Origin of the sequence: Mycobacterium uberis (assembly GCF_003408705.1) — a bacterium.
In the GTDB taxonomy this organism is placed as follows: Bacteria; Actinomycetota; Actinomycetes; order Mycobacteriales; family Mycobacteriaceae; genus Mycobacterium; species Mycobacterium uberis.
Genome location: NZ_QAYL01000016.1, coordinates 37,523 through 59,247, shown reverse-complemented (window position 1 = coordinate 59,247; position 21,725 = coordinate 37,523). Strand labels below are relative to the sequence as shown.

14 protein-coding genes, 3 pseudogenes and 1 riboswitch are annotated in these 21,725 nt (G+C 58.7%); of the genes and pseudogenes, 5 read left to right on the top strand and 12 right to left on the bottom strand.

The genetic code is table 11. The features are described 5' to 3' along the window. Positions 1 to 3 precede the first annotated feature (3 nt). The gene (locus MUBE_RS10520) at positions 4 to 1,347 is read right to left on the bottom strand and encodes a bifunctional o-acetylhomoserine/o-acetylserine sulfhydrylase (RefSeq protein ID WP_116540484.1); all 1,344 of its coding nucleotides are present in this window, start codon (positions 1,345 to 1,347) and stop codon (positions 4 to 6) included. 142 nt (positions 1,348 to 1,489) lie between these two features. After that, positions 1,490 to 1,609, bottom strand: a riboswitch (SAM riboswitch). Positions 1,610 to 1,819: 210 nt separating this feature from the next. Here MUBE_RS10520 and MUBE_RS18125 point away from each other — a divergent pair. Beyond that, positions 1,820 to 2,918 (top strand): annotated as a pseudogene (locus tag MUBE_RS18125) (NADP-dependent isocitrate dehydrogenase); the annotation flags it as partial. Between the two features lie 67 nt (positions 2,919 to 2,985). Here the strand turns inward: MUBE_RS18125 and MUBE_RS10510 are convergent. After that, positions 2,986 to 3,780: an alpha/beta fold hydrolase gene (locus MUBE_RS10510; protein WP_165849817.1), complete on the bottom strand. Its 795-nt coding sequence runs from the start codon at positions 3,778 to 3,780 to the stop codon at positions 2,986 to 2,988. Between the two features lie 213 nt (positions 3,781 to 3,993). Here MUBE_RS10510 and trpS point away from each other — a divergent pair, with 213 nt between their 5' ends. Together trpS and yhjD are read left to right on the top strand one after the other, a co-directional pair. After that, positions 3,994 to 5,016, top strand: coding sequence for a tryptophan--tRNA ligase (gene trpS / locus MUBE_RS10505; protein ID WP_116540483.1), 1,023 nt, complete (start codon positions 3,994 to 3,996; stop codon positions 5,014 to 5,016). Positions 5,017 to 5,036: 20 nt separating this feature from the next. After that, positions 5,037 to 6,080 carry an inner membrane protein YhjD gene (gene yhjD, locus MUBE_RS10500; protein ID WP_116540482.1) on the top strand — a complete coding sequence of 348 codons (1,044 nt, stop codon included), beginning with the start codon at positions 5,037 to 5,039 and terminating at the stop codon, positions 6,078 to 6,080. A 62-nt stretch (positions 6,081 to 6,142) separates the two neighbouring features. Here yhjD and MUBE_RS18120 read toward each other — a convergent pair whose 3' ends face one another. The 5 genes and pseudogenes from MUBE_RS18120 to MUBE_RS10475 form a co-directional block, all read right to left on the bottom strand. Then, positions 6,143 to 6,379 carry a hypothetical protein gene (locus MUBE_RS18120; RefSeq protein ID WP_243632995.1) on the bottom strand — a complete coding sequence of 79 codons (237 nt, stop codon included), beginning with the start codon at positions 6,377 to 6,379 and terminating at the stop codon, positions 6,143 to 6,145. Positions 6,380 to 6,512: 133 nt separating this feature from the next. Further along, the gene (locus MUBE_RS19055; RefSeq protein ID WP_279386713.1) at positions 6,513 to 6,647 is read right to left on the bottom strand and encodes a hypothetical protein; all 135 of its coding nucleotides are present in this window, start codon (positions 6,645 to 6,647) and stop codon (positions 6,513 to 6,515) included. A gap of 1,264 nt (positions 6,648 to 7,911) precedes the next feature. Beyond that, a complete protein-coding gene (locus tag MUBE_RS10490; RefSeq protein ID WP_116540481.1) occupies positions 7,912 to 9,327 on the bottom strand; it encodes a sugar porter family MFS transporter in 1,416 nt (471 codons plus the stop codon). 147 nt (positions 9,328 to 9,474) lie between these two features. Beyond that, the gene (gene dacB1 / locus MUBE_RS10485) at positions 9,475 to 10,713 is read right to left on the bottom strand and encodes a D-alanyl-D-alanine carboxypeptidase DacB1 (protein WP_116540480.1); all 1,239 of its coding nucleotides are present in this window, start codon (positions 10,711 to 10,713) and stop codon (positions 9,475 to 9,477) included. 667 nt (positions 10,714 to 11,380) lie between these two features. Further along, positions 11,381 to 12,699, bottom strand: a pseudogene (locus MUBE_RS10475) (aminotransferase class III-fold pyridoxal phosphate-dependent enzyme); the annotation flags it as partial. An 80-nt stretch (positions 12,700 to 12,779) separates the two neighbouring features. Between MUBE_RS10475 and MUBE_RS10470 the strand changes: the two are divergent. After that, a pseudogene (locus tag MUBE_RS10470) lies at positions 12,780 to 13,601 on the top strand (sigma-70 family RNA polymerase sigma factor family protein). Between the two features lie 1,701 nt (positions 13,602 to 15,302). Here MUBE_RS10470 and MUBE_RS10460 read toward each other — a convergent pair. The 4 genes from MUBE_RS10460 to sdhC are packed head-to-tail and all read right to left on the bottom strand — an operon-like array spanning position 15,303 to position 18,702. Next, on the bottom strand, positions 15,303 to 16,094 hold the full coding sequence (locus tag MUBE_RS10460) for a succinate dehydrogenase iron-sulfur subunit (protein WP_116540478.1): 792 nt from the start codon (positions 16,092 to 16,094) through the stop codon (positions 15,303 to 15,305). After that, the gene (gene sdhA / locus MUBE_RS10455) at positions 16,094 to 17,848 is read right to left on the bottom strand and encodes a succinate dehydrogenase flavoprotein subunit (protein WP_116540477.1); all 1,755 of its coding nucleotides are present in this window, start codon (positions 17,846 to 17,848) and stop codon (positions 16,094 to 16,096) included. The genes MUBE_RS10460 and sdhA overlap by 1 nt, the downstream gene beginning before the upstream one ends. A 36-nt stretch (positions 17,849 to 17,884) precedes the next feature. Continuing rightward, the gene (locus tag MUBE_RS10450; RefSeq protein ID WP_116540476.1) at positions 17,885 to 18,367 is read right to left on the bottom strand and encodes a succinate dehydrogenase hydrophobic membrane anchor subunit; all 483 of its coding nucleotides are present in this window, start codon (positions 18,365 to 18,367) and stop codon (positions 17,885 to 17,887) included. Beyond that, positions 18,364 to 18,702: a succinate dehydrogenase, cytochrome b556 subunit gene (gene sdhC / locus MUBE_RS10445; protein WP_243632994.1), complete on the bottom strand. Its 339-nt coding sequence runs from the start codon at positions 18,700 to 18,702 to the stop codon at positions 18,364 to 18,366. The genes MUBE_RS10450 and sdhC overlap by 4 nt, the downstream gene beginning before the upstream one ends. Positions 18,703 to 19,068: 366 nt before the next feature. On the opposite strand from sdhC, the gene MUBE_RS10440 reads away from it, so the two are divergent. After that, positions 19,069 to 20,157 (top strand): adenosine deaminase, encoded by a 1,089-nt coding sequence (locus tag MUBE_RS10440; RefSeq protein ID WP_116540474.1) that lies wholly within the window; start codon positions 19,069 to 19,071, stop codon positions 20,155 to 20,157. Positions 20,158 to 20,437: 280 nt separating this feature from the next. Here MUBE_RS10440 and satS read toward each other — a convergent pair whose 3' ends face one another. Beyond that, on the bottom strand, positions 20,438 to 21,706 hold the full coding sequence (satS, locus tag MUBE_RS10435; protein ID WP_116540473.1) for a protein export chaperone SatS: 1,269 nt from the start codon (positions 21,704 to 21,706) through the stop codon (positions 20,438 to 20,440). Positions 21,707 to 21,725 lie beyond the last annotated feature (19 nt).

Below are 21,725 nucleotides of genomic sequence, written 5' to 3'. Positions count from 1 at the left end.
CCCTCAAAAGGCCGCCACAGCCTGTGGATCACTGCCTTGGTGGGCCGCCGCGAAGCCGAGCTCCAGGTCGGTCACGATATCGTCGATGCCCTCAATCCCGACGGCGAGTCTTACTAAGCTTGGACTGACTCCGGTAGACAGCTGCTCCTCCGGCGTCAGCTGTGCGTGGGTGGTAGAAGCCGGGTGAATCACCAGCGAGCGCACGTCGCCGATGTTGGCGACATGACTGTGCAGTTTCAGCGCGTTCACGAACGCCTTGCCGGCCTCTGCGCCACCGGCCAACTCGAACGACAGAACTGCTCCAGTTCCTTTAGGCGCCAGCTTCTTTGACCTTTCATGCCATGGCGAACTGGGCAGGCCTGGATAGTTCACGGACACCACATCATCATGGTCGGCTAAAAACTCGGCGACCCGCTGCGCATTGGCGACGTGTCGTTCCACCCGAAGACTCAGCGTCTCAAGACCTTGGGCCACCAGGAATGCGTTGAACGGTGCAGCTGCGGATCCGTAGTCACGTAACAGCTGTACGCGAGCCTTGAGTGCATACGCCGGCGGCCCGAGCTCGGCGTACACCACCCCGTGATAGCTGGGATCGGGTATGGTGAATCCGGGGAAGCGGCCCTGTGTCCAGTCGAAGGTACCGCCGTCGACAATGACTCCGGCAATCGCGGCGCCATGCCCACCAAGATATTTGGTTGCCGAGTGCACCACGATGTCGGCGCCCTGGGTGAATGGCTGGATGAGATAGGGCGTCGCGATGGTGTTGTCGACAATCAGCGGTAGCCCGTTGGCATGGGAGACTTCGGCGACACCGGGAGTATCCAGCAGGTTGATTTGTGGGTTGGAGATGGTCTCGCCGAAGAACGCCTTGGTGTTCGGTCGAACCGCCGCCTGCCACGAATCCAGATCGTCGGGATCCTCAACGAAGCTGACCTCAATGCCAATCTTGGCCAGCGAGTAGTGGAACAAGTTATAAGTTCCGCCGTAGAGCCGGGGGCTGGATACGATGTGATCGCCGGCTCCAGCCACATTCAAGATGGCGAATGCTTCTGCAGCCTGCCCAGAAGCAAGGAACAAGGCGGCCACGCCGCCCTCGAGCGCGGCGATGCGTTGCTCGACGACATCGGTGGTGGGGTTGCCGATCCGAGTGTAGATGTTGCCTGGAACCTCCAGCCCAAACAGCGCGGCGGCATGTGCGGTGTCTGTGAACGTGTAGGAAGTGGTCTGGTAGATGGGGAGCGCACGGGCGTTGGTAGACGAGTCGGGGCTCTGCCCAGCATGAATCTGTTTTGTTTCGAATGCCCAGTGCGCGATCAAGTCGGCCTGGGTGCTGTTTTCAGAGCTCACTTGGGTTGCCTTCTGTTGGAAGTGGGCTAATCTGGCGCTTGAGATACTTAGGGCTAGGACGTCATAGCCAACTAGTAGCGGCACACTGTGACTGCATGGGGCCCATCACGTTTCCCTGTCTGCTCAGGGGCCCGTCATAGCGGACCCGCGCTTGCCGTGTAGCCGGCTCTGGCTACTCAACCTGGTTATCACCCGGGGCACCCCACCGCGGCTGGAGGGTTGCCGGCCAGCAAGCCGGGGCTTGACGCTGGCACTCATGACCACTTTGCAGCCTATCGCATGGCACCGATCCGACGTCAACTATGATGGTCTTAGTTGGCCGTTTAACGGCCTTACTAGCCCCTCCACCCTAGCTAGTAGGCTGGTTGTGACAGGCATTAGCTGACACGGCCGGAGGATTCGAACCTAAGCATGTCCGGTGAACTCAAGATCTAAAGTCAAAGGTCTGGTAGTAGAGTTCGATGGTGATGAGATGACCCGCGTCATCTGCAAGCTCATCTAAAGATGTGCTGATCCTGCTGCCTCCGGACATCAACCTGGACTATCTATGACCCTGGGTATCGAGCCGCGTGATTGCACTGACGGCCAGGTAACGATCGACGCCGCCCATGCCATTAATGAAGCACGGTGTGGGTGTTAAGCGCCCGACAATCACCTCCGGCGAGGTCCGCGTTCAGGAATTTAATCTGAAGAAGATAGAATTGCCGCACAACGAAGTTGTAGGAAACATCTTGGTAAGTAAGGTATTCTGCGAATGATATAATTATATCCAATGCCCCGCTAATAGTTCTGTTCTGAGCGAGTCTAATCGTCATCGGTTGCAAAGCTTTTGGTAACCAATACTGGGTGATCAACTTCAATGTCGGCTAAACTGTAACGCTTACAAAGACTTGCATCCCTATCGATGGCGGTGAGCCAGTCGTGCACGATGTGGTGTTCCTCCGTCTAAGGTAGCGGTGTCGTGATGGGTATGTACAACTCCAAGGAATTCATCCGCGGTTTTGCGCGCGCCATTCTCTTACGGTCTGAAGGTTAAGTGGCCAGTGTACCTGTCGACCAATAACATCATCCTCAAGGCCTACGACGTCATGTTCAAAGACAAGTTCTAACGCATCTAAGACGAGGAATTCAAGGACAGGTTCGAAACCGCCGGGCTAACCTACGGGCATCAGCGAATCGATGACATGGTCGGCCGCCTGCCTCAAGTGAGAGGGTAGCTACGTGTGGGCCTGCAAGGACTACGATGGTGACGTGTAATAGGACACTATTGCGCAGGGCTACGGTTCGTTGGGGCTGATGATGTCGGTACTGATGACGGCCGACGGTAAGATGGTCGAGGTCGCGCACGGCACCGTCACCCGGCATTTACGGCAGTAGCAGGCCAGCAAACCGATCTCAATAAATCCGATCGCCGCGCTCTTCGCTTGGACGCTTGGCCTGCAGCACCGCGGCAAGCTGGACGGCCTTCGAGAAGTGGTCGACTTCAACCGAGACACTGGAAGGGGTGGTCATCGGCACGGTCATAGAGTGGGACGACGACCAAGGACCTGGCCATCCTCATCGTTTCAGAGTAAGATTGACAAAATAGTGAGGAATTTCTCAAATTTGATCGTCGACAACCTCAAGTAAAGCGTTCGGCTAACTCGCCGGGCTAGCAGTCTCAGTTGGCTTGCTACATTTGTCGACGAAGTTGGTGATAAGCTTGGCTATTATCTCGGGCGCTTCGAACATCGGAACATGCCCCATGCTGTTAAGCATGGTGACCTGGGTGTCTTCGGGCAGGCGGTCGGTGAAATAACGGCTGTATCTTGACGGGGGGAGCACTCGGTCTTTTTCGCAGAGCACCAACTGAGCGGGTACAGTGATCTGCACCAACTCCTGTAGCCCAGGCTGCAGCAGCGCTTTGATCAGCAGTAGGAAGTAGGCCGGGCATTGCCTAGCATCCTCGATGATGTCGTGCAGCTGGTGTTCGGTGAGCTCTCCGGGCGATCCGGTCAGCGGCAGGCTGGTCAACCGGCGGCTGAGCGGTAAGGATAACGCCCGTGAACCGAGCCCCTTGGCCACCGCCACCAAGGGCATTCCGGCGACGAACTTAGCGATCACCTCGAACTTGACCAGGCTCCAGCGTTCCCAACCGCCTGCCGGGGCGATGCCAGTGACGCTGCGTGCTCGTCCACGCCGCTCGAGTTCGAAGACAACCCAGCCGCCGAGCGAGTTGCCGACCAGATGGGCGGTCTCCCAGCTCAGTTCGTCGAGTTGCTGCTCGACGCGGTCGGCTAGCGTAGAGACGCTCATTAGCCAGCTACTCGGGGATGGTCCACCGTGGTGGGCAGCCATTGTCGGAGCGAATACTTCGTACCGGCCGGTGTTGGCCAACTGCGAGGCCACGGTTTCCCACACTATTTGGGACATCATGAACGGGTGTAACAGCAGGACCGGCTCTCCAGCACCAAGGTGAATCGGTGGTCGACACGAAGAAGACGACGGCGGGTGAGCGGAGTTCACGAGTACGTAGTCGAGTAGACGTCGCATGCTACTGACACTAAAGGTGATACCGGCGGTACCGCAAGCGACTGCTGGCTTATCTCGCCGGTGTTGACCAGGCCGACACGGGTGCAGAGGCTCACGTGAAAAGATCGGGACATAATGAGCACCACTACTGGATCTAGCCGGATTTTCTCCGGCGTGCAGCCTACTTCTGATTCGCTTCACCTCGGTAACGCACTGGGTGCCATTTCCCAGTGGGTCGCGCTACAGGATGACCATCCGGATGAATACGAAGCGTTTTTCTGTGTGGTCGATTTGCACGCTATCACCGTTGTGCAGGATCCTCAGGCATTGCGGCGCCGGACTCTGGTGACCGCCGCGCAATACCTGGCCCTAGGCATCGATCCTGGGCGCAGCGTAGTGTTTGTGCAAAGTCACGTGCCCGCCCACACACAGTTGGCGTGGGTGCTGGGTTGTTTCACCGGCTTCGGGCAAACGTCGCGGATGACACAGTTCAAAGACAAATCACTGCGACAGGGCGTTGACAGTACCACCGTCGGTCTGTTCACCTACCCGGTATTGCAGGCTGCTGACGTGCTGATCTACGACACCGATCTGGTGCCTGTAGGTGAAGACCAGCGGCAGCACCTGGAATTGGCGCGTGATGTGGCGCAACGGTTCAACAGCCGCTTTCCGAACACTTTCGTGGTTCCTAATATGCTTATCCCCAAGTTTACCGCCAAGATCTACGACTTGGCGGACCCGAAATCAAAAATGAGTAAATCGGCGGCCAGTGATGCTGGGTTGATTAACCTTCTAGACGATCCGGCGTTGTCTGCCAAGAAGATCCACTCAGCGGTGACCGACAGTGAACGGGAGATCCGATACGACCCGGATGCTAAGCCGGGGGTGTCGAACTTGCTGCGTATCCAGTCCGCGGTTACCGGGGTCGACGTCGACACCCTTGTCCAGCGCTACGCTGGCTACGGCTATGGAGACCTGAAGAAAGACACTGCCGAAGCCGTTGTCGAGTTTGTCAACCCGATCAAGGCCCGGGTCGACGAATTTATGGCCGACCTTACCGAATTGGAGGTCGTACTTGCGGTCGGAGCGCAGCGCGCTCAAGATGTGGCTAATAAGACGATGCAGCGGGTCTATGACCGGCTGGGCTTTCTTCCGTAACGAGGGTAAGGCGTACCACCATGACGGAACCGGCCAACACAGGTATCGTTAATAGGTTGCGATCCCGGTTCGGGTGGCTCGGCCATGTCGTGCGTGCCTACCATCGCTTCGATGAGCACAATGGTGGCTTTTTCGCGGCCGGCCTTACCTACTACACGATCTTAGCGCTATTTCCGTTGCTGATGATCAGTTTTTCGGTGGTTGGGTTCGTGTTATCCCGTCGGCCGGAGTTGTTGACCACAATTGACGAGCACATTCGGTCCGCGACACCTGGTCGGCTTGGGCAGGAGCTGGTCGACTTGATGAATCGGGCGATCGATGCACGCGCGTCTGTCGGCGTCATCGGTCTGGCTACTGCGGCGTGGGCAGGCCTGGGTTGGATGTCGCATCTACGTTCGGCGTTGACCGAAATGTGGTGGAAGCATCGTATCGATTCACCTGGTTTTCTACGTAATAAACTGTCGGATCTCTTGGCGATGGTGGGGACATTCGTGGTTATCCTGACCACTCTCGCGCTCACCGTTTTGGGCCATCGGGCGTCGATGACGACGATACTGAGATGGTTTGGAATACCTGATTTTTCAGTGTTTGGCGTGGTCTTTCAGGGTACTTCGATATTGGTGTCGACGCTGGTGTCGTGGCTGTTGTTCACTTGGATGATTGCTCGGCTGCCACGGGAGTCCGTCAGTTTGGCTGCTTCGGTACGAGGCGGGTGGATAGCCGCTGTTGGGTTCGAACTTTTCAAGCAAGTGGGATTAATCTACCTGCAGATTGTGCTACGCAGCCCGGCGGGCCGCGCGTTCGGGCCGGTGCTTGGCGTTATGGTGTTCGTTTATATTACTGCGTATGTGGTCCTGTTCGCGGCCGCATGGGCGGCGACAGCGGCAGCGGAGTCCCCAGCGAAGCCCGTCGAGCGTTCCGCTCCTGTGGTGATTTTTCCTCGGGTAGCGGTGAATGCGGGTCTGCGCACAAGCCAAGCGCTGGCCGCGGTGGTCGTGGGAGTCGTTGGTGCGCTGGCATGTTCCCGGCTAGTCCACAGAGCGCTCGGTTCACGGTTACCGTGACAGCGGCCAGGTGTGGGTGGCTATCAGCCTCAGTCGCCAGTTGCCGTGCACCATGACAGCTGTCATCTGCAAAGCACTATAAGACTGGCGTCTAAGTCTGCCTGTAGCCGGCTCACGCTGTCGGATCCGAGGGGCCGGGCCGGTGTCGCTGCGGTTATCTGGACCGCGGCAGCCAGTGCCGCATCAAAGTCCGAGCCTGACGCTGAGCCGAGCTGGAGAACACTGCGGAAGAACTGACCCATGACGGCAGTGCTGCCGGTGATTGTTGACGTGCCCTGAACTCGCGTTACATCGTACACGGGAACTGCTCCAAGCCGAAAAGCTCCATTGAGACAGCCGGACGCGGCGATTACATTTGGTATGACGACGACCCGATTAGGGTCCGTGGCCTGGATAACAGTGTGCATTGCGGTAAGATGGCATACATATAGTTTAGATTATGTGCTTACCGGTGACACCTGAGTCGGCTAGCAACGACAGCATCGCGTTGAACAGATGGGTGCCGGCGGTTACGTCCAGGTCGAGGGTTTGTTTTGTCTGCTCGCACTCCGCATTCGTATGTACCACGGCGACAACAACACCTGCATCACGAAAGCACTAAGTCACTGCATCGCTTACGCGTTGCTCGGGCACCAGCGTGACCATCTGTATCACGCTTACGTCGGCAGCGAACACGGTGTCGATGTAGGCGAGGCCTGGATCACATAGCTACGTGCGTTGGTGTGCTCCGCACTGGGCCGTGATCAACCACGGCCCCTCCGGGTGGATGCCTGCCACGATGTCCTGGTGTGCCATTGCGGCGAGTATCTTGTACCGAGCCTGCGAGTTCTTCAGGTGTGGTGGTGACCAAACTGGCCAGCGTCGTTGTGGTGTCGTGCCGCAGGTGTAATGCGGTGGCTTTGGCCGCCTTTTAGCGGTTTACGTTGGCGTACAATCCGCTGTCCGCCGTGTATGTGTATGTCGATAAAGCCAAAAAATACAATATAAATCATTAGGGAGATCACTGTTGTCTGGCCGGGGAGGTGCGCTGGTCCCGCAGGCTAAGATCTGTCGGCAGGTTTTCTGGAGCCAACTTAATCGGCAGATTTGTCCGTCGATGGCTACTGTTCCGGCACTGACCAGCGTCATAGAGTCCGAATTATCTTGTGCAGCCTGTGCGGACTATTGGGATCCTCGCCGCGGGCAATCGCTAGGTGGAGTGCGAGCTGCCGCAACTGTAAGGGTTTTCAGCAACGGCGAAGTGCGTCGGGCAGCCTGGCGGGAGACGCGATCTGACCTGCCACGTGTCCGGGTGCGGGGCCAGCGTCGATCACGAAAATGTTGGTCCATTGTTTTGTTAAGCGGGGCAACATCGACAGTATCATTCGGTCGCTATCGCCCTTGGGAACGATGGCCAACGCCGGCATCTGGGTGGTCTACTGCGGTAAGCGGGCCGTGTAGCAATTCGGCACACGAAAATTCCTGAGTAGAAAGGTGACACGTCTCCATCAGTTTGAGTGCTACCTCGCAGGTGGTGGGATAGGAGTAGCCGCCTCGGTAATGATCAGCCGCTGAGCGAACCGGTAGCGCTGAGCGAGGTGCTGACATCGGATGGCCGGTACGTGTTCACCCACTTCCGACAGCTGAGTCGGGTGTGCACCGCGGGAAACACGCTGCTGACCGAACAGCTAATACAGCACTAGCAACTCGGCTGTATCTGACTTGGTTGCGGCAACCAAATGCTCCGTCCCGGCGAGCACGTCTATGTGGATTTTGGCGCCGTCAGATAATAGCTGTCGTCACACCGTAGTTTGCTCGGAGATCTCTGTGGTCATCAGCCGACCCGAAGCGGTCACAATCGATTATTTGTTGCGGCGGGTGTCTCGTCAGGCCAGCGTCCGCCGGTTTCCCAGAAGTGCTGGATCTCCTCGAGCTGGCGACCTTTGGTCTCTGGTGCGTGCCGATAAACAACGGCGAAAGCAATCGCCGCAAATAGTCCAAACACCGCGAAAGCTCCTGCGACGCCGAGTGAGTGCAACATCGTCAAGAAGCAGGCAGCGACGATCGCGTTGGCTACCAGATTGGAGGTGATCATGGCGCTTGACCCCATCGACCGCAGCCGAGTTGGAAATGCCTCGCCAGCGTACACCCACACTAGTGAGCCGAAACCGAAGCGGAAGCCGATGCTGAACAGTAGCACGCCGCCGAACCCTAATATCGGCCCAGCGCCGCCGAATCCTTGGGTGAACACAGCAATCAGCACGACGTCGGCGGTGATCATGGCCGCGATGCCGGCTAACAGGATTGGGCGCCGTCCCCGCCGGTCGACCAGAACCAGTGCGGTACACACCGCCGCCAAACCAGCGAACTGCACCAGTGCCGGCAACGCCAGCAGCGCGAAGTTGCCCTGAAAGCCCATGGCCGCAAATAGCCGGGGGCTATAGTAGACTATCGCGTTAATGCCGGTGATTTGGGCTAGAAAGCCCAGAGTAATCACGAAAATGGTGGCCCACCGATATGGCCGTCGTAGCATTTCGGACACGCCACCGTTTCCTTCGTTGAGGACACGGGCGATCTCGGCAAGCTCTGTGTTGACGCGGTCAGGGGGCTCTACTCGCTTCAGTGTCCGGCGGGCGTCGGCGACCCGACCCTTCAACAGGTACCAGCGGGCAGTATCTGGCATGCGCGCCAACATCGGCAGCAACAGCACTGCGGGCACGACAGCGAGCCCCAGAATCCACCGCCAGCTGTGCGTACCGGCCAACAGGTAACTGGTCAGGTAGCCAAGGATGGCCCCACTGACGATCACCACTTGATAGGCGGTTAGCAACGATCCACGCACCGCAGCTGGTGCCGATTCCGCGACGTATACCGGTACGATCACCACGGTCACGCCGATGGTCAAGCCAATCAGCAGTCGCGCCACCAGGAGCATAGGCAACGAGACTGAGAGCGCACCCATCAGCGCGAATATCGCATAGCCGACGGCGATCAGCACCATTGACTTCTGACGTCCGATCGCATTGGCAAGCACGCTGGCACCGGATGCTCCGACGATCTGGCCGATCACCGCGATTGTGGTCAGCAGTTCTTGTTGCTGTGTGGTCAGGCCGAATTGGTCGGTGATGAACAGCAGCGCGCCGGCCATGCCGGAAAGGTCGTAACCGTAGATGACGCCGACGCTAGCCGCGGTGAGCCCAAGCAGTAGTCCGCGCTGCGACGAACGAGTCGGCTGACCGGCATCCGAGCGCTGCGCATTTAATGACACGGTCGGAGCACTCGGGGATAGTACACATCGAACATCAGAACACCGTGTCCGGGTTAAGGGCCTTCATCACGTCAGAGACGCTGCCACAGTTAAATATGGTGGGTCAAACTAAATATGGTGGGTCAAACCCGGATCGTGCAGTCCCATTCAGTGTTGCAGTCGGCGGTTTAACGAACGTGCAACCAGGATCAGCCCGAACACGATCAACGTGCCGACGATCGCCACGCCTACCCGAACCGGTAGTGCGTCGTTCGACGGCATTAAGCCCGCGGCGTCAAAGTGCCGACCCGCGGGACCGTCGTGCTTAGCGGCTACCGTGGGATCGGGTTCGATCAGTGTGCCGATCTGGGTACCGGCTGCGGTGCCAAAGCCATAGTCCAGCAAGTGCGCCGCTTGTTCCCACGGCGCAATCGGTTGCCGTGTCCCATGCAGCAGCACCGCCATCAGCCGTCGGCCGTTGTGGTTGGCGGCGCCCACGAATGTCTGACCGGCGTCGTCGGTGTAGCCGGTCTTGCCTCCCAGCGCGCCTGGGTAATTATAGAGCAGCTGATTGTCGTTTTCCAGTTGGTAGCCCGGGTTCTCGCCGTGACCGGGGAAGTTGAAGGTCCGGGTCGCGACGATGTCGCTGAACGAGGGGTTCTGCCAGGCGTACCGGTAGAATAAGCTGATGTCGTAGGCCGACGTGCTCATGCCCGGCCCGTCCAGTCCCGATGGTGTCGCCACTCGCGTATCCCGGCCGCCGAGCTTGGTGGCCAGTATGTTGATCTTTTCCAGCGCCTGCTGTATTCCGCCGAGCTGCATGGCCAACGCGTGCGCGGCGTCGTTGCCCGAGTGCATCAACAACCCGTGCAACAGTTGGTTGATGGTGTACGTGCCGCCGTCGTTGATGCCGACCTTGGTGCCCTCGACGGCGGCGTCCTCGGCAGTTCCGACGACCGATTTGTTGAGGTTGAGCGTGTTGATCGACGCCATGGCGACTAGCACCTTGATGGTGCTGGCTGGGCGGTGCCGGCCGTGTGGATCGCGGGCGGCAATGACGGCACCGCTGTCCAGATCCGCCACTAGCCACGCCTCAGCGGAGACGTCACCTGGCACTGGAGGTGTGTCGGGAGCGGTGATAATACCGCAGCTGCTCAGAGCCTCACCGCCGACCGGTTTGGGAGGCACCGCCAGTGGTATCGGTGGGTCCCCGGCCTGGGGGACCTCCGACGAGTCCACCGCCGGCGGAGTAGACACCTGGTACGGGCACGTTGCTGGACCGGCGTTGGGTCCGGCATTCGGCTCGGCATGTCCGACTGGTGCGGCGGTCGGCAGGCTCAGCGCAACTGGTCCAGCGAACATCAAAACCACTGCTGCCAAGCATGATACGGAACGTAAAAGAGACATCGTGGGTGCAGAATAGGTGATTGAGCGCCCGAATTCCCTAATGCCACGCTGTGACTGATAGGGCAGAAGTTGTACGGTGTAGCTAATCCACTTGGGGAAGGCGATAGACGGAAACGTGCGAACGGGACTCCACGTTAAACGTGGCGCCCTACCAGTCTGCGTGCCGACTCGCCAACTGGAGTCTGGTGAGTTGCGCCATCAGGTCAAGCTTGACGGGCCAGATATAGATGAGGTGTGGACTACGCAACCGGTGAGCCTGGTTACCCTCGTCGAAACGAAAGTGATGCAAGCCCTACCGGCTGGTGCAGGACGTTGCAGATGTCCAGGCTGATGTAGCCAGGTTCGCAACCGCACACCGTCGCCTGCTGTCCGGGCGGGAGCGTGCGCAACTCGGGTACCCACAGCTCGATCCCGGTAACTGACACACCGTGCTCGGTTAGCGGGATGCCTACTCGGGGCGAATTCCAGCGTCTGGTTATCGACCGCGAGGTCGACGAAGAGCTGCTCCAGTACCCCAGGCTCGAACATGCCGGTGCCTAGGGTGTCATACTGCTGGGCTGCGTCAGCCGCCCCAAATTTTCTGCTGGAGCACGGCGCTGATTCTGCCGGGCCGGCCCATCGCGACGTCCAGCGATGGCCGTGTGCGCCTTACAGTCGCTTGCACGCCTTCGGTGAGTATGCCGCGCAAGATGGATTCGATGGTGTCGAACCTAATCCGGCCACTTAGCAGCGGCGACGACTAGACGAGACGGCATCGCTGCGGTCGTCGGTGCGACAATACAGCCCGGTCACAACACAAAGAGCGCCGACGATACGCTGCCCAGCAGCGAGCGGCGTTCCTCACCGGTGAAGGCCTGACTGGTCGCCTAGCCCTTGACCAGTTCGGTGCCGAAAAAATATCCTTCGTCGCAGACACCACCAACGATTGGCAGATTGCACAATTTCTCCACGGTAGCTCGCAAGGCGAGCCAGTGCTGTTTAGTCTGGTTGTTGAGACTCTCGTGTTCGAAGATGTCGAGATTGGCCAGCGCGACGGCCGCCAACACCGGGTAGCCGCCGAGCGTGTGGCCATGCTCGAACAACGCCATAACGTTGTTGAACGGTTCGAACAGCCAGTTGCTGGCGAGCGTAGTGCTCAGCGGCGAGTAGCCCGATGTCAGCTTTTAGCGCAGGTGGTCATGTCGGGCACGTAGCCGAAGTCGTCACAGCCGAACGTCGACCCGATCTGGCTGAACGCACAGGTCACCTCGTCGACAACCAGGAGCACGTCGTACTCGTCGCAGATCTGGCGGACCTGCTCGAAATAGCCGAGGGAGGAGGCATGGAGCCGCCCGCGTTCTGCACTGGTTCCAAGAACACCGTGGCGATGGTATTCGGGTCTTCGCACTCGATCGCCTCGACGGTCCGGTGGTCGGCTCACTGTCTGAAGGCCTTGATATTGGTGTCGAATGGTTTCGGTGCGCGGTAAAAATGCGTGTTGGACACCCGGCAACTGCCGGGTGCCACCGGTTCGAAAGATGCCGTGAATAAGCAGTAGCCTGATAATAACCAGTGCCTCTTGTATGGCGCCGTGGTAGGTGATCGAGCGGGAAATGACCTTATGTTTTTTAAGTCTTATGTTTTTTAAGTATTACATGGCCAGTTTCCACGTGGCTTCGATCGCTTAGGAGCCGCCGGTGGTAAAGAACACCCAAGTTCAAGTCGCCCTGCGCTTAGGGAGCGGGCGGCTCAGTGAGTTCGATCGTTGGCGGGATAGCGCGTATCCCCACAGTGGAAAGAAAACCCCAGTGTGCCGACTTGCCGAGCGGCTGTCTCGGCGAGCTCGGCGCGGCTGTGGCTGACCTACACCACGAACAGCCCGGACAGCACGTCGAAGTAGGTCTTACCGCGGTCATCGAAGATGGTCACACTCTCACCACGAGTGATGATAGGCAGCTTGATACCAACGCCGTGCTGGGCGAAATGCGGCCAGAGATTGTCAGTCATGTCATTCGCGAGCCTAACGCTAGGCTGGCGATATGATCTTAATGTAGGTCGCCGAATTTTAGGAACTGCGATCACAGCTCATGCCAGTCGCTTACCGGTTAAACCGGAACTGTGGCCGACGCCGAGACCGTGATCGAGGATTGCAAGGCCTGGCTGATCACGATGGCAAGCAGGCTCGACCTCGACCGACTGCGATCGGCTGACGCACCGGCGCGAGAAACTGGCTGCCTGAGCTCGTGATCGTCAGTTTGGACGGTGTTCACGGCATCGATCCGTTGTTCGCCGTGGTGGCCTAAGTAGGGACGCGTGGTTTGTGGCGATGGTGGTGCCGGAGCAACTCAGCCCCGATCGGCGGGTTGCTTTCGTGCTGCATGACGGGTTCGCTGTACTGTTCGCCGACATCGCCGGACTAGTTGCTGGGAATCAACGAGGCCGCCGCGCGACAGCTGGCCCCGTGGGCCCGTAAAGCTATTGCCACAGAGTTGCAGCTGGGACCCGATCTCTCTCATAACGAGGTGGTCAGCCAGCTGATGGCAGTCATGGCCGCAGGTGGCCTGGAAGCTGTGGTGTCGCTGCTTCATCCCGATGTACCTTCATCGGAGGGTCAAACGGCAAGGTGACTAACATATTTCATGTCGTTAGCGGAGCTGACAAGGTAGCTTGGTTCATATTCGGCCTGGCCCGCTGCTATGGCTCGGCGTTCTTTACCGTCAATCAGCTGGCACTATTCAACGGTGATCTAGGCGCCTACATCGAAGGCCGACCCGGCGTCGATAGCTATCCGAGAGATGACCCCGCGGATCACCGTGATGACGGTACACAATGGGGAAGTTTGTGCTCTATGGTCTATTAGCAATCCATATAAATCCATCGGCTCCTCGTTGCGGCATATTCTTCAATAATTCACTGAATCTATCCTTCTTCAACGCAATTGATGCTTTGCATCGGTGATGGCTAACGCGGTGTAGATGCGTGCCCGTATATTCTCGATGCCGATCTGTTAGCTCAGTTCGATCACGTCGGTGTCGCTGACGTGGGCGTGTCGGTCACCAAGCACGGGTCGGTGGTTATTGCGTTGGTGTATGCGCTGGCAGTGTGATTGCCGTCGGTGAAATACGCATATGTTGTAGAATCATTCACGTCCTGCAATCGCTCGCTGTCCATGACGTTAAAAACTATGGTGCAATGCTGAAGTTGACATACCACAAGCAACTGACGGTGCGGGCGATACATTACACGACTAGCCTACGAACACTGGCCGTTGGCTTGCGTGACGCCTGTTCTAGAGCGGTTTCATAGATGGTGCTAGTATAAGGCTCGATCGGGATTATGCGCATAGACGGCAAAAGGTTCGGGTACCTCGCTGTAGCGTCGTTTGACGATGCGGTATTCAACCGGACAATAAGCGGTGCGTTCTGCGAGGGCAGCGGCTCGATGCGAATTTTGTGTCATGCCCATGGGCCTAAGACATTCTGCTACAACGTGATTGCCTAATGAGAGAGCACGAGTTCGGATGTTAGAAAGCAATTTCGTTACAGCTCTCCGTTTCTCCTTCAGTGTGTTTGTGGTAAAGCTATTCGGCACATTCGTCGCTTCCTGGTAGCATGCCTAAAAGCGTTGTTAAGAAGTCATTTTCGCCGCTGATCGCCTTGGAGTGCCGTCGTCGTTTTCACTCTGGTTGTATCCGACGCGGCGACTAGAGACTGGGTACGGGTTGGCGCTTTGGTGCTCAACACTGGGTTCTGGGGCCCTATATTGCTAGTTCGCGGTATCGTCATTCGATGTTTTGACAAACGGTCGTTTGGACGTCGGTCTGAGCAGCAGACACATGAAATGGGAATACGACGAGGACCAACATCGGCTTTGACGCGTTCGCTGCCCGAGCGCGATGGCTACGCGCAACCATCGATAAACTTATCCGCCAGTTCGGCTTTGACGGCTATCCGCAACATAGTGAAATGTGAGCGACACGTCACATTCCCGTCCTTCGGCTGACTCAACGTCGCGGCTTCAACGGTTCCGGACTGCCGCTAATTACCGGCGGCATTGGCAACCGGATGCTGCAGCTGGTCGCCGAGCGCGTCGATATCGCCGGCATATACCACATCCACGGTCAGGACCAGGGTCGATGCGACTCGCTACTCTCGCCGAGATCGATGACCGCATTTCATACGTCCGCAACTGCGCCGTTTACCGTGCCGATCAACTCGAATGGTGCACCTTGGTTCAAGCCGTGGTGCCCATCGAAGATCGCCACGGTGCAGCCGAAAAGATCGTCCGGCAACACGGCAACTGCGTGATAACAGATAGAGATATTGCAGCTGTCCCAGATTCCTACGGCACCGTTCCTCAGATGGCCCAACACCGACGCTCCAGTTGCGATCGCTACGGATACCACGCACTACACCATTCACCAGCCAAACCTGGACAGCTTTGCCCGAGTCATCCAGCACACGGCCTGCCGATAGCAGCGCGAGCCTTAGCCTGCAGATCGACAGGTGACCTTCGAATGCGATATTGCATGCGTCGGTCGTGTGGCGGTGTTCGCAGCTTGGCACTCCTGAGGTGCATGTTGCTGCAGGGACCGTCAAGCGTCAGCGCGATTAACGTGAGAACATTAACGCGCGCTTGACCTCCTGGATCGCCTTGGTTACCTCGATGCCACGTGGGCAGGATTTGGTGCAGTTGAACGTGGTTCGGCACCGCCACACTCCGTCGACCTCGTTGAGGATGTTGAGGCGCTCACCGGCGCCTTCGTCGCGGCTGTCGAAGATGAAGCGATGCGCGTTGACGATCGCGGCTGGACCATAATAGGTGCCCTCATTCCAGAACACCGGGCAGCTGGTGGTGCAGCATGCGCACAAGATGCACTTGGTGGTGTCGTCGTAGCGGGTGCGGTCGATCGGGCTTTGGATGCGTTCTCGGGTAGGCGGGTTACCGCTGCTGATCAGGTAGGGTTTCACTGCACGGTAGGCGTCGAAGAACGGCTCCATGTCGACCACGAGGTCCTTCTCCACCGGCAACCCGCGGATTGGTTCGACTATGATGGTTAGCGGTTTGCCCGGCTTTTTGGGCAGCAGGTCGCGCATCAGCACTTTGCAGGCCAGCCGATTGACACCGTTAATCCGCATGGCATCGGAGCCGCACACCCCGTGCGCGCAGGATCTCCGGAAGGAGAGCGTACCGTCTAGGTAGCCCTTGATGTAGATCAGCAGGTTCAGCAGCCGGTCGTTGGGCAGGCACGGCACCCGGAAGCTCTGCCAGCCACCGGTTTCCGCGAATGCCTCAGGGTCGTCCGGGTTGAACCGTGCGATTTTCGCGGTCACCATCACTGCGCCATCCGGAATCGGCGGCAAGGGCGGATCTCCGGGTGTGACCTCGGTCTCAACAGTCATCAATACTTCCGTTCCTTGGGTTCATAACGAGTTTGCACGACGGGTTTGAAATCCAGCGCGATATCGCTGAGCAGATCAGTACCCTGCTTGTAGGCCATGGTGTGGCGCATGTAGTTGGCATCATCCCGGTGCGGATAGTCTTCGCGAGCATGCCCGCCGCGGGATTCCTTACGGTTCAGCGCGCCGACCACCGTTACCTCGGCTAGTTCCAGCAAGAAGCCTAGCTCGATGGCTTCCAACAAGTCGCTGTTGAAACGTTTTCCTTTGTCGTGCACGGTGATTCGTGAGTATCGTTTTTTGAGCGCGTGAATGTCGGTGAGCGCCTGATTGAGCGTTTCCTCGGTACGAAACACCGCGGCATTTTTGTCCATCGTCTGTTGCAGCGCGCCACGAATATCGGCGACGCGCTCATTGCCGTGCTCGGAGAGGATGTCGGCCACCCAGCTTACGACCATTCCCGCTGGGTTCGGCGGCATGTCGACGAAGCCGTGGGCTAAAGCATAATTGGCGGCTGCGATGCCGGCTCGGCGGCCGAAAACGTTGATGTCCAGCAGCGAGTTGGTGCCCAGCCGGTTGGCGCCGTGTACGGACACGCACGCACACTCCCCAGCTGCGTACAGGCCGGGGACGGTCGAGGTGTTGTTCCGTAACACCTGCCCGATCACGGTGGTCGGGATGCCGCCCATTACATAGTGACACGTCGGGTAGACCGGGACCAGTTCGTGCGCCGGGTCCACGCCCAGGTATGTGCGGGCGAACTCGGTGATGTCGGGCAGTTTGGACTCCAGCACGTCTTCGCCGAGGTGACGGACGTCGATATAAACGTAGTCCTTGTGCGGGCCCGCACCGCGGCCTTCTAGGACCTCGAGCACCATTGAGCGGGCGACGATGTCACGGGGCGCCAAGTCGACGATCGTCGGGGCGTAGCGCTCCATGAACCGTTCGCCCTCGCCGTTGAGCAGCCGTCCGCCCTCGCCACGCACCGCCTCGGAGATCAAGATGCCCAGGCCGGCCAGGCCGGTCGGGTGAAACTGGTGGAATTCCATGTCCTCTAACGGAAGTCCCTTACGGAACACAATACCGATGCCGTCGCCGGTCAGCGTGTGTGCGTTGGAGGTGGTCTTGTACATCCGGCCCGAACCGCCAGTCGCGATCACGACGGCCTTGGCGTGGAAGACATGAATATCGCCGGTCGCCAACTCGTAGGCGACCACCCCGGTGGCCACCGGAGTGGTCGGGGTTTGGGTAAGGGCCAAGTCGAGTGCGTAGAACTCATTGAAGAACTCCACGTCATGCTTGACGCAGTTCTGGTAGAGTGTCTGCAGGATCATATGGCCGGTGCGGTCGGCCGCGTAGCAGGCCCGGCGAACCGGAGCCTTGCCATGGCCGCGGGTGTGACCGCCGAAGCGACGCTGATCGATGCGGCCTTCGGGGGTGCGGTTAAACGGCATCCCCATCTTCTCTAGGTCAAGCACTGCGTCGATGGCTTCTTTGCACATGATCTCCACAGCGTCCTGGTCCGCGAGGTAGTCGCCACCCTTGACAGTGTCGAAGGTGTGCCATTCCCAGTTGTCGTCTTCGACATTGGCCAGCGCTGCACACATGCCGCCTTGGGCGGCACCGGTGTGGCTGCGGGTCGGGTAGAGTTTCGTCAAGACCGCGGTTCGCACCCGGGGGCCGGCCTCGACGGCTGCCCGCATACCGGCACCGCCCGCGCCGACGATCACCACGTCATATCGGTGTTGCTGGATCAAAGCTTGCCTTTCGCCGCTGTACTGGAGATATTCGGGTCAGGAGATGTTGGGGTCGAATGACAGCAGTACGTAGCTGCCCAGCATCAACGTGAACCCCATCGATAACAACAGCAAGCTATTGAGCCAGAACCGTGTGCGGTCTTTGCGGGTGTAATCGTCGATGATGTTGCGCAGACCGTTGCCGCCGTGGACTTGCGCCAGCCACAACAGCGCCAGATCCCAGAACTGCCAGAACGGCGACGCCCAGCGCTGCGCCACAAAGTTGAAGTCGATACGGTAAACGCCGTTGTCCCATATAAGCATGATGAATAGGTGCCCGATCACCAGGAAGATCAACGCGACGCCGGAGAATCGCATGAACAGCCAGGCGAACTTCTCGAAGTTGGGGATACCGGCGCGTCGGCGCGGCGAGCGAGGGCTGTCCAGGCTGGCTGGGCGAGTGTAGCTACGCTGCCGCACCGGGGCTAGTGGACCTCGTTGAAATTGAGGGCTGAGCTGAAGATTGGGGCTGCTGCTCATCGGAAGTGCTCCCACATGTGGATGCTAATTACCACCCCGGCCGGCACCAAGAGCAGCAAGAAGATGACACCGACGGCCCACAACATCAGCCGCTGGTAGCGGGGGCCTTCGGACCAGAAGTCGATCAGGGCAATCCGGATCCCGTTTAATCCGTGGAATCCCACCGCGGCCACCAGACCGTACTCCATCAAGCCGACGATCGGGGTCTTGTAGCTGGAAAGCACCGCGTTGTAGGTCTGTGGGTTCACTCTCAGCATCGTGGCGTCCAGCACGTGGACGAATAGGAAGAAAAAAATGGTTGCGCCGCTGATGCGATGCAACACCCACGACCACATACCAGGATCTCCTCGGTACAGGGTGCGAGGTGGTCGCCGCTTGCGTGCTGATTCCCCTACTGGCCTCGATACAGTCGGATCCGCGGGTGTTGCCGTTGTCCTCACCTCTTTAAATACCGCCATTTAATACCGCCATCAAAGTAGCTAGTTGGGCAACCGAGCTTAACGTGGCGAGAATGTGCACGGTACCAACAGACCGATTCATACCCGTGTGTGTGTGGAAAATGTCTCATCTGAGCGGGGTCTTCGTAAGGGCGAGGATCTGTGTGCTTGAGTGCAAGCTGCAAAGGCTGAGCTGCAGTGCGGACGTAACGTTGGTGGCACACCGCCGGCGCGGCGGCTGTTGGCCATCGATAGAGTCGCCCGATGAGTACGCCATTGCACCTGGAGAACATCAAGCAAGCGCCGAAGGCCTTGCTGCATGACCATCTTGACGGCGGGCTGCGCCCGGCGACTGTGCTGGATATTGCCGGTCAGGTGGGCTACGATCGGCTGCCTGCCACCGATGTTGAGTCACTGGCGATCTGGTTTCGCACCGCGTCGCATAGTGGCTCGTTGGAGCGCTACCTGGAGCCGTTTTCGCATACTGTCGCGGTGATGCAGATGCCAGAGGCGTTGCACCGGGTTGCCTACGAGTGCGTGGAAGACCTCGCCTCCGATTCGGTGGTCTACGCCGAAGTCCGGTTCGCTCCGGAGCTGCACATTGACGAAGGGTTGTCGTTTGATGAAGTCCTCGACAGTGTGCTGGCAGGTTTTGCTGATGGTGAAAAGGCTTGTGCCGCGAAGGGCCACTCCATTACAGTACGCTGCTTGGTCACCGCGATGCGACACGCGGCAAGGTCGCGGGAAATCGCCGAGCTAGCGATCCGGTTCCGGGACAAAGGGGTAGCTGGATTCGACATCGCCGGCGCTGAGGCTGGGTACCCTCCGACCCGGCACCTTGACGCTTTTGAGTACATGCGTAGTAGTAACGCGCGCTTCACTATTCATGCGGGTGAAGCGTTCGGACTGCCATCCATTCACGAGGCGATCGCGTTCTGCGGTGCTGACCGGTTAGGTCACGGGGTGCGGATCGTCGATGACATCGACGTCGATCCCGATGGTGGCATCCGGTTGGGCCGCTTGGCCTCGATCCTGCGCGACAAGCGAATACCGCTGGAGCTGTGCCCCAGTTCGAACCTGCAAACCGGTGCGGTGGCAAGCATCACCGAGCACCCGTTCGATCTGCTGGCCCGGGCTCGCTTCCGGGTGACCGTCAACACCGACAACCGGCTGATGAGTGACACGTCGATGAGCCTCGAGATGCACCGCTTGGTGGAGGCGTTTGGCTATGGCTGGAGTGATCTCGAACGGTTTACCATCAATGCCATGAAGTCAGCGTTCATTCCATTTGATCAGCGGTTGGCGATAATCGATGAGGTGATTAAGCCGCGGTTCGCGGTTCTGGTCGTGTAGCGGCAGCAGCGGAACGCCCTTGGCGGACATGAGGCTATGCGGTCTGAGGGTATAGACATGAGGTCGCTCTTGTTGGGTCTAATGTCGCTCTGAAGTTAACTCACCGCCGGAGTGCGTCAGTTCGGTGATGAGAGGCGGTGAAGGCCCGTCGCCCGCGCGGATCTTCTTGGTGTTTGACGGCGTTGAAAAGGTACTGCTAGACCTCAAGTACCGTAGGGGGTTTCCTAATTTGGCCGACGATCAACCTGTTGGCGGACGCTGCTGTCAACAGAACTCGCTATCATTCGCGCCGTAGCCGTGACTCTATGAACTGCTCCAATTTCTCCCATTCCCGTACCGCCGCGGAATGCGGGGTGACTGGCTTGCCAACTGAGCCGGGGTCCAACACATGGGCCACCAGCTTGCCTAGCGGTCGGTCCGTTTGCAGCGCCATGTCTACCGTGCTTTCCCCAGAGTACTCGCCAATATCGCGGAGCAGCTCGACGGCCAGGTCCAGCTGGTCACGATCCACGGAGTCCGGCCCATCGGCCAGGTCCTCGCTTAACCCGGTGAGTACGTAGATGTTGTCGTCGGTGATGTCAACTGCCAGCGAGCCATCTGTAGCGGCGGTACGGATTTCGTCGTAGGTGCTCAGATCGGACAAGTCATGGTCGTGTTCGTCGGCGAGGTAGCGGGCCAGCGCCCGCTCCGAGCTGAACACGCTGATCCGACCGTTGCGGCCCAGGAAGATCGGGCGATCGTCCAGGTAGCAGCGTAGTGTGTAGAACGTGCCGGCCGCCGTCATGATCCGGACCGGGTCGATACCCACCTTTAGCCAGAAGTCTTCGTCATTGCCTAGCACGACGCTATCGTCGGCCTCACGGGCCTCGTTTTCGTTGTCGGTGTTGTCAGAGTAGTCTGCCTGAACGGTCGCGCTGTCCTCGTCGTCTGGCTCTGTTTCCGCTTCGACGGGCTCCTCGGCTAGCTCGTCGACGACCTTGGCCGACATCGCGGCGTTGACCTCTGGGGTGCTGATGACCTTGTCAATTGCGTTTAGCACGTCGTCCCAGCTTCGTCCGATGACTTCGGCGATCGAATTCCAGCGTTTCTGCCCGCCTCTGCCGGTGAAATGTTCAATTCCGCCTGAAACCATACCCAGGCTAGGGTTACTGTTGAAGAATTTCGATACCGCGGGTAGCTCACATACCGATCCGATGGAGGCCACGACTGACAGCGTCGCTGCCAACGTGGTCACCGACTCGGCGGTGGGTTTCTCAGCGACCAGTTCCTCAACAGCGACCAGATCGAATTGCTTGTCTTCGCCAGGATCGAGGTTGTGTGCGTGCGTGACGGTCAGGTCTTTCCACGCGGGGTGGTCAACCAGATCGTTGTCGGAATCGGTGCGTACAAATGCGACCAGGTCAGCGACTGTCTCAAAGGCATAAAGGTCGTCGTCCTTGCCTAAAAACGCCTCCCATTCATCGCCGGCGTCGCGCCAGCGAGGCGCCCACACGGTGTAGCGATCACCAGCGGGCAGGCTCAAGCGTATGGGCACGAGATCTGCAACCATGCGGCACAGAATAGCGACG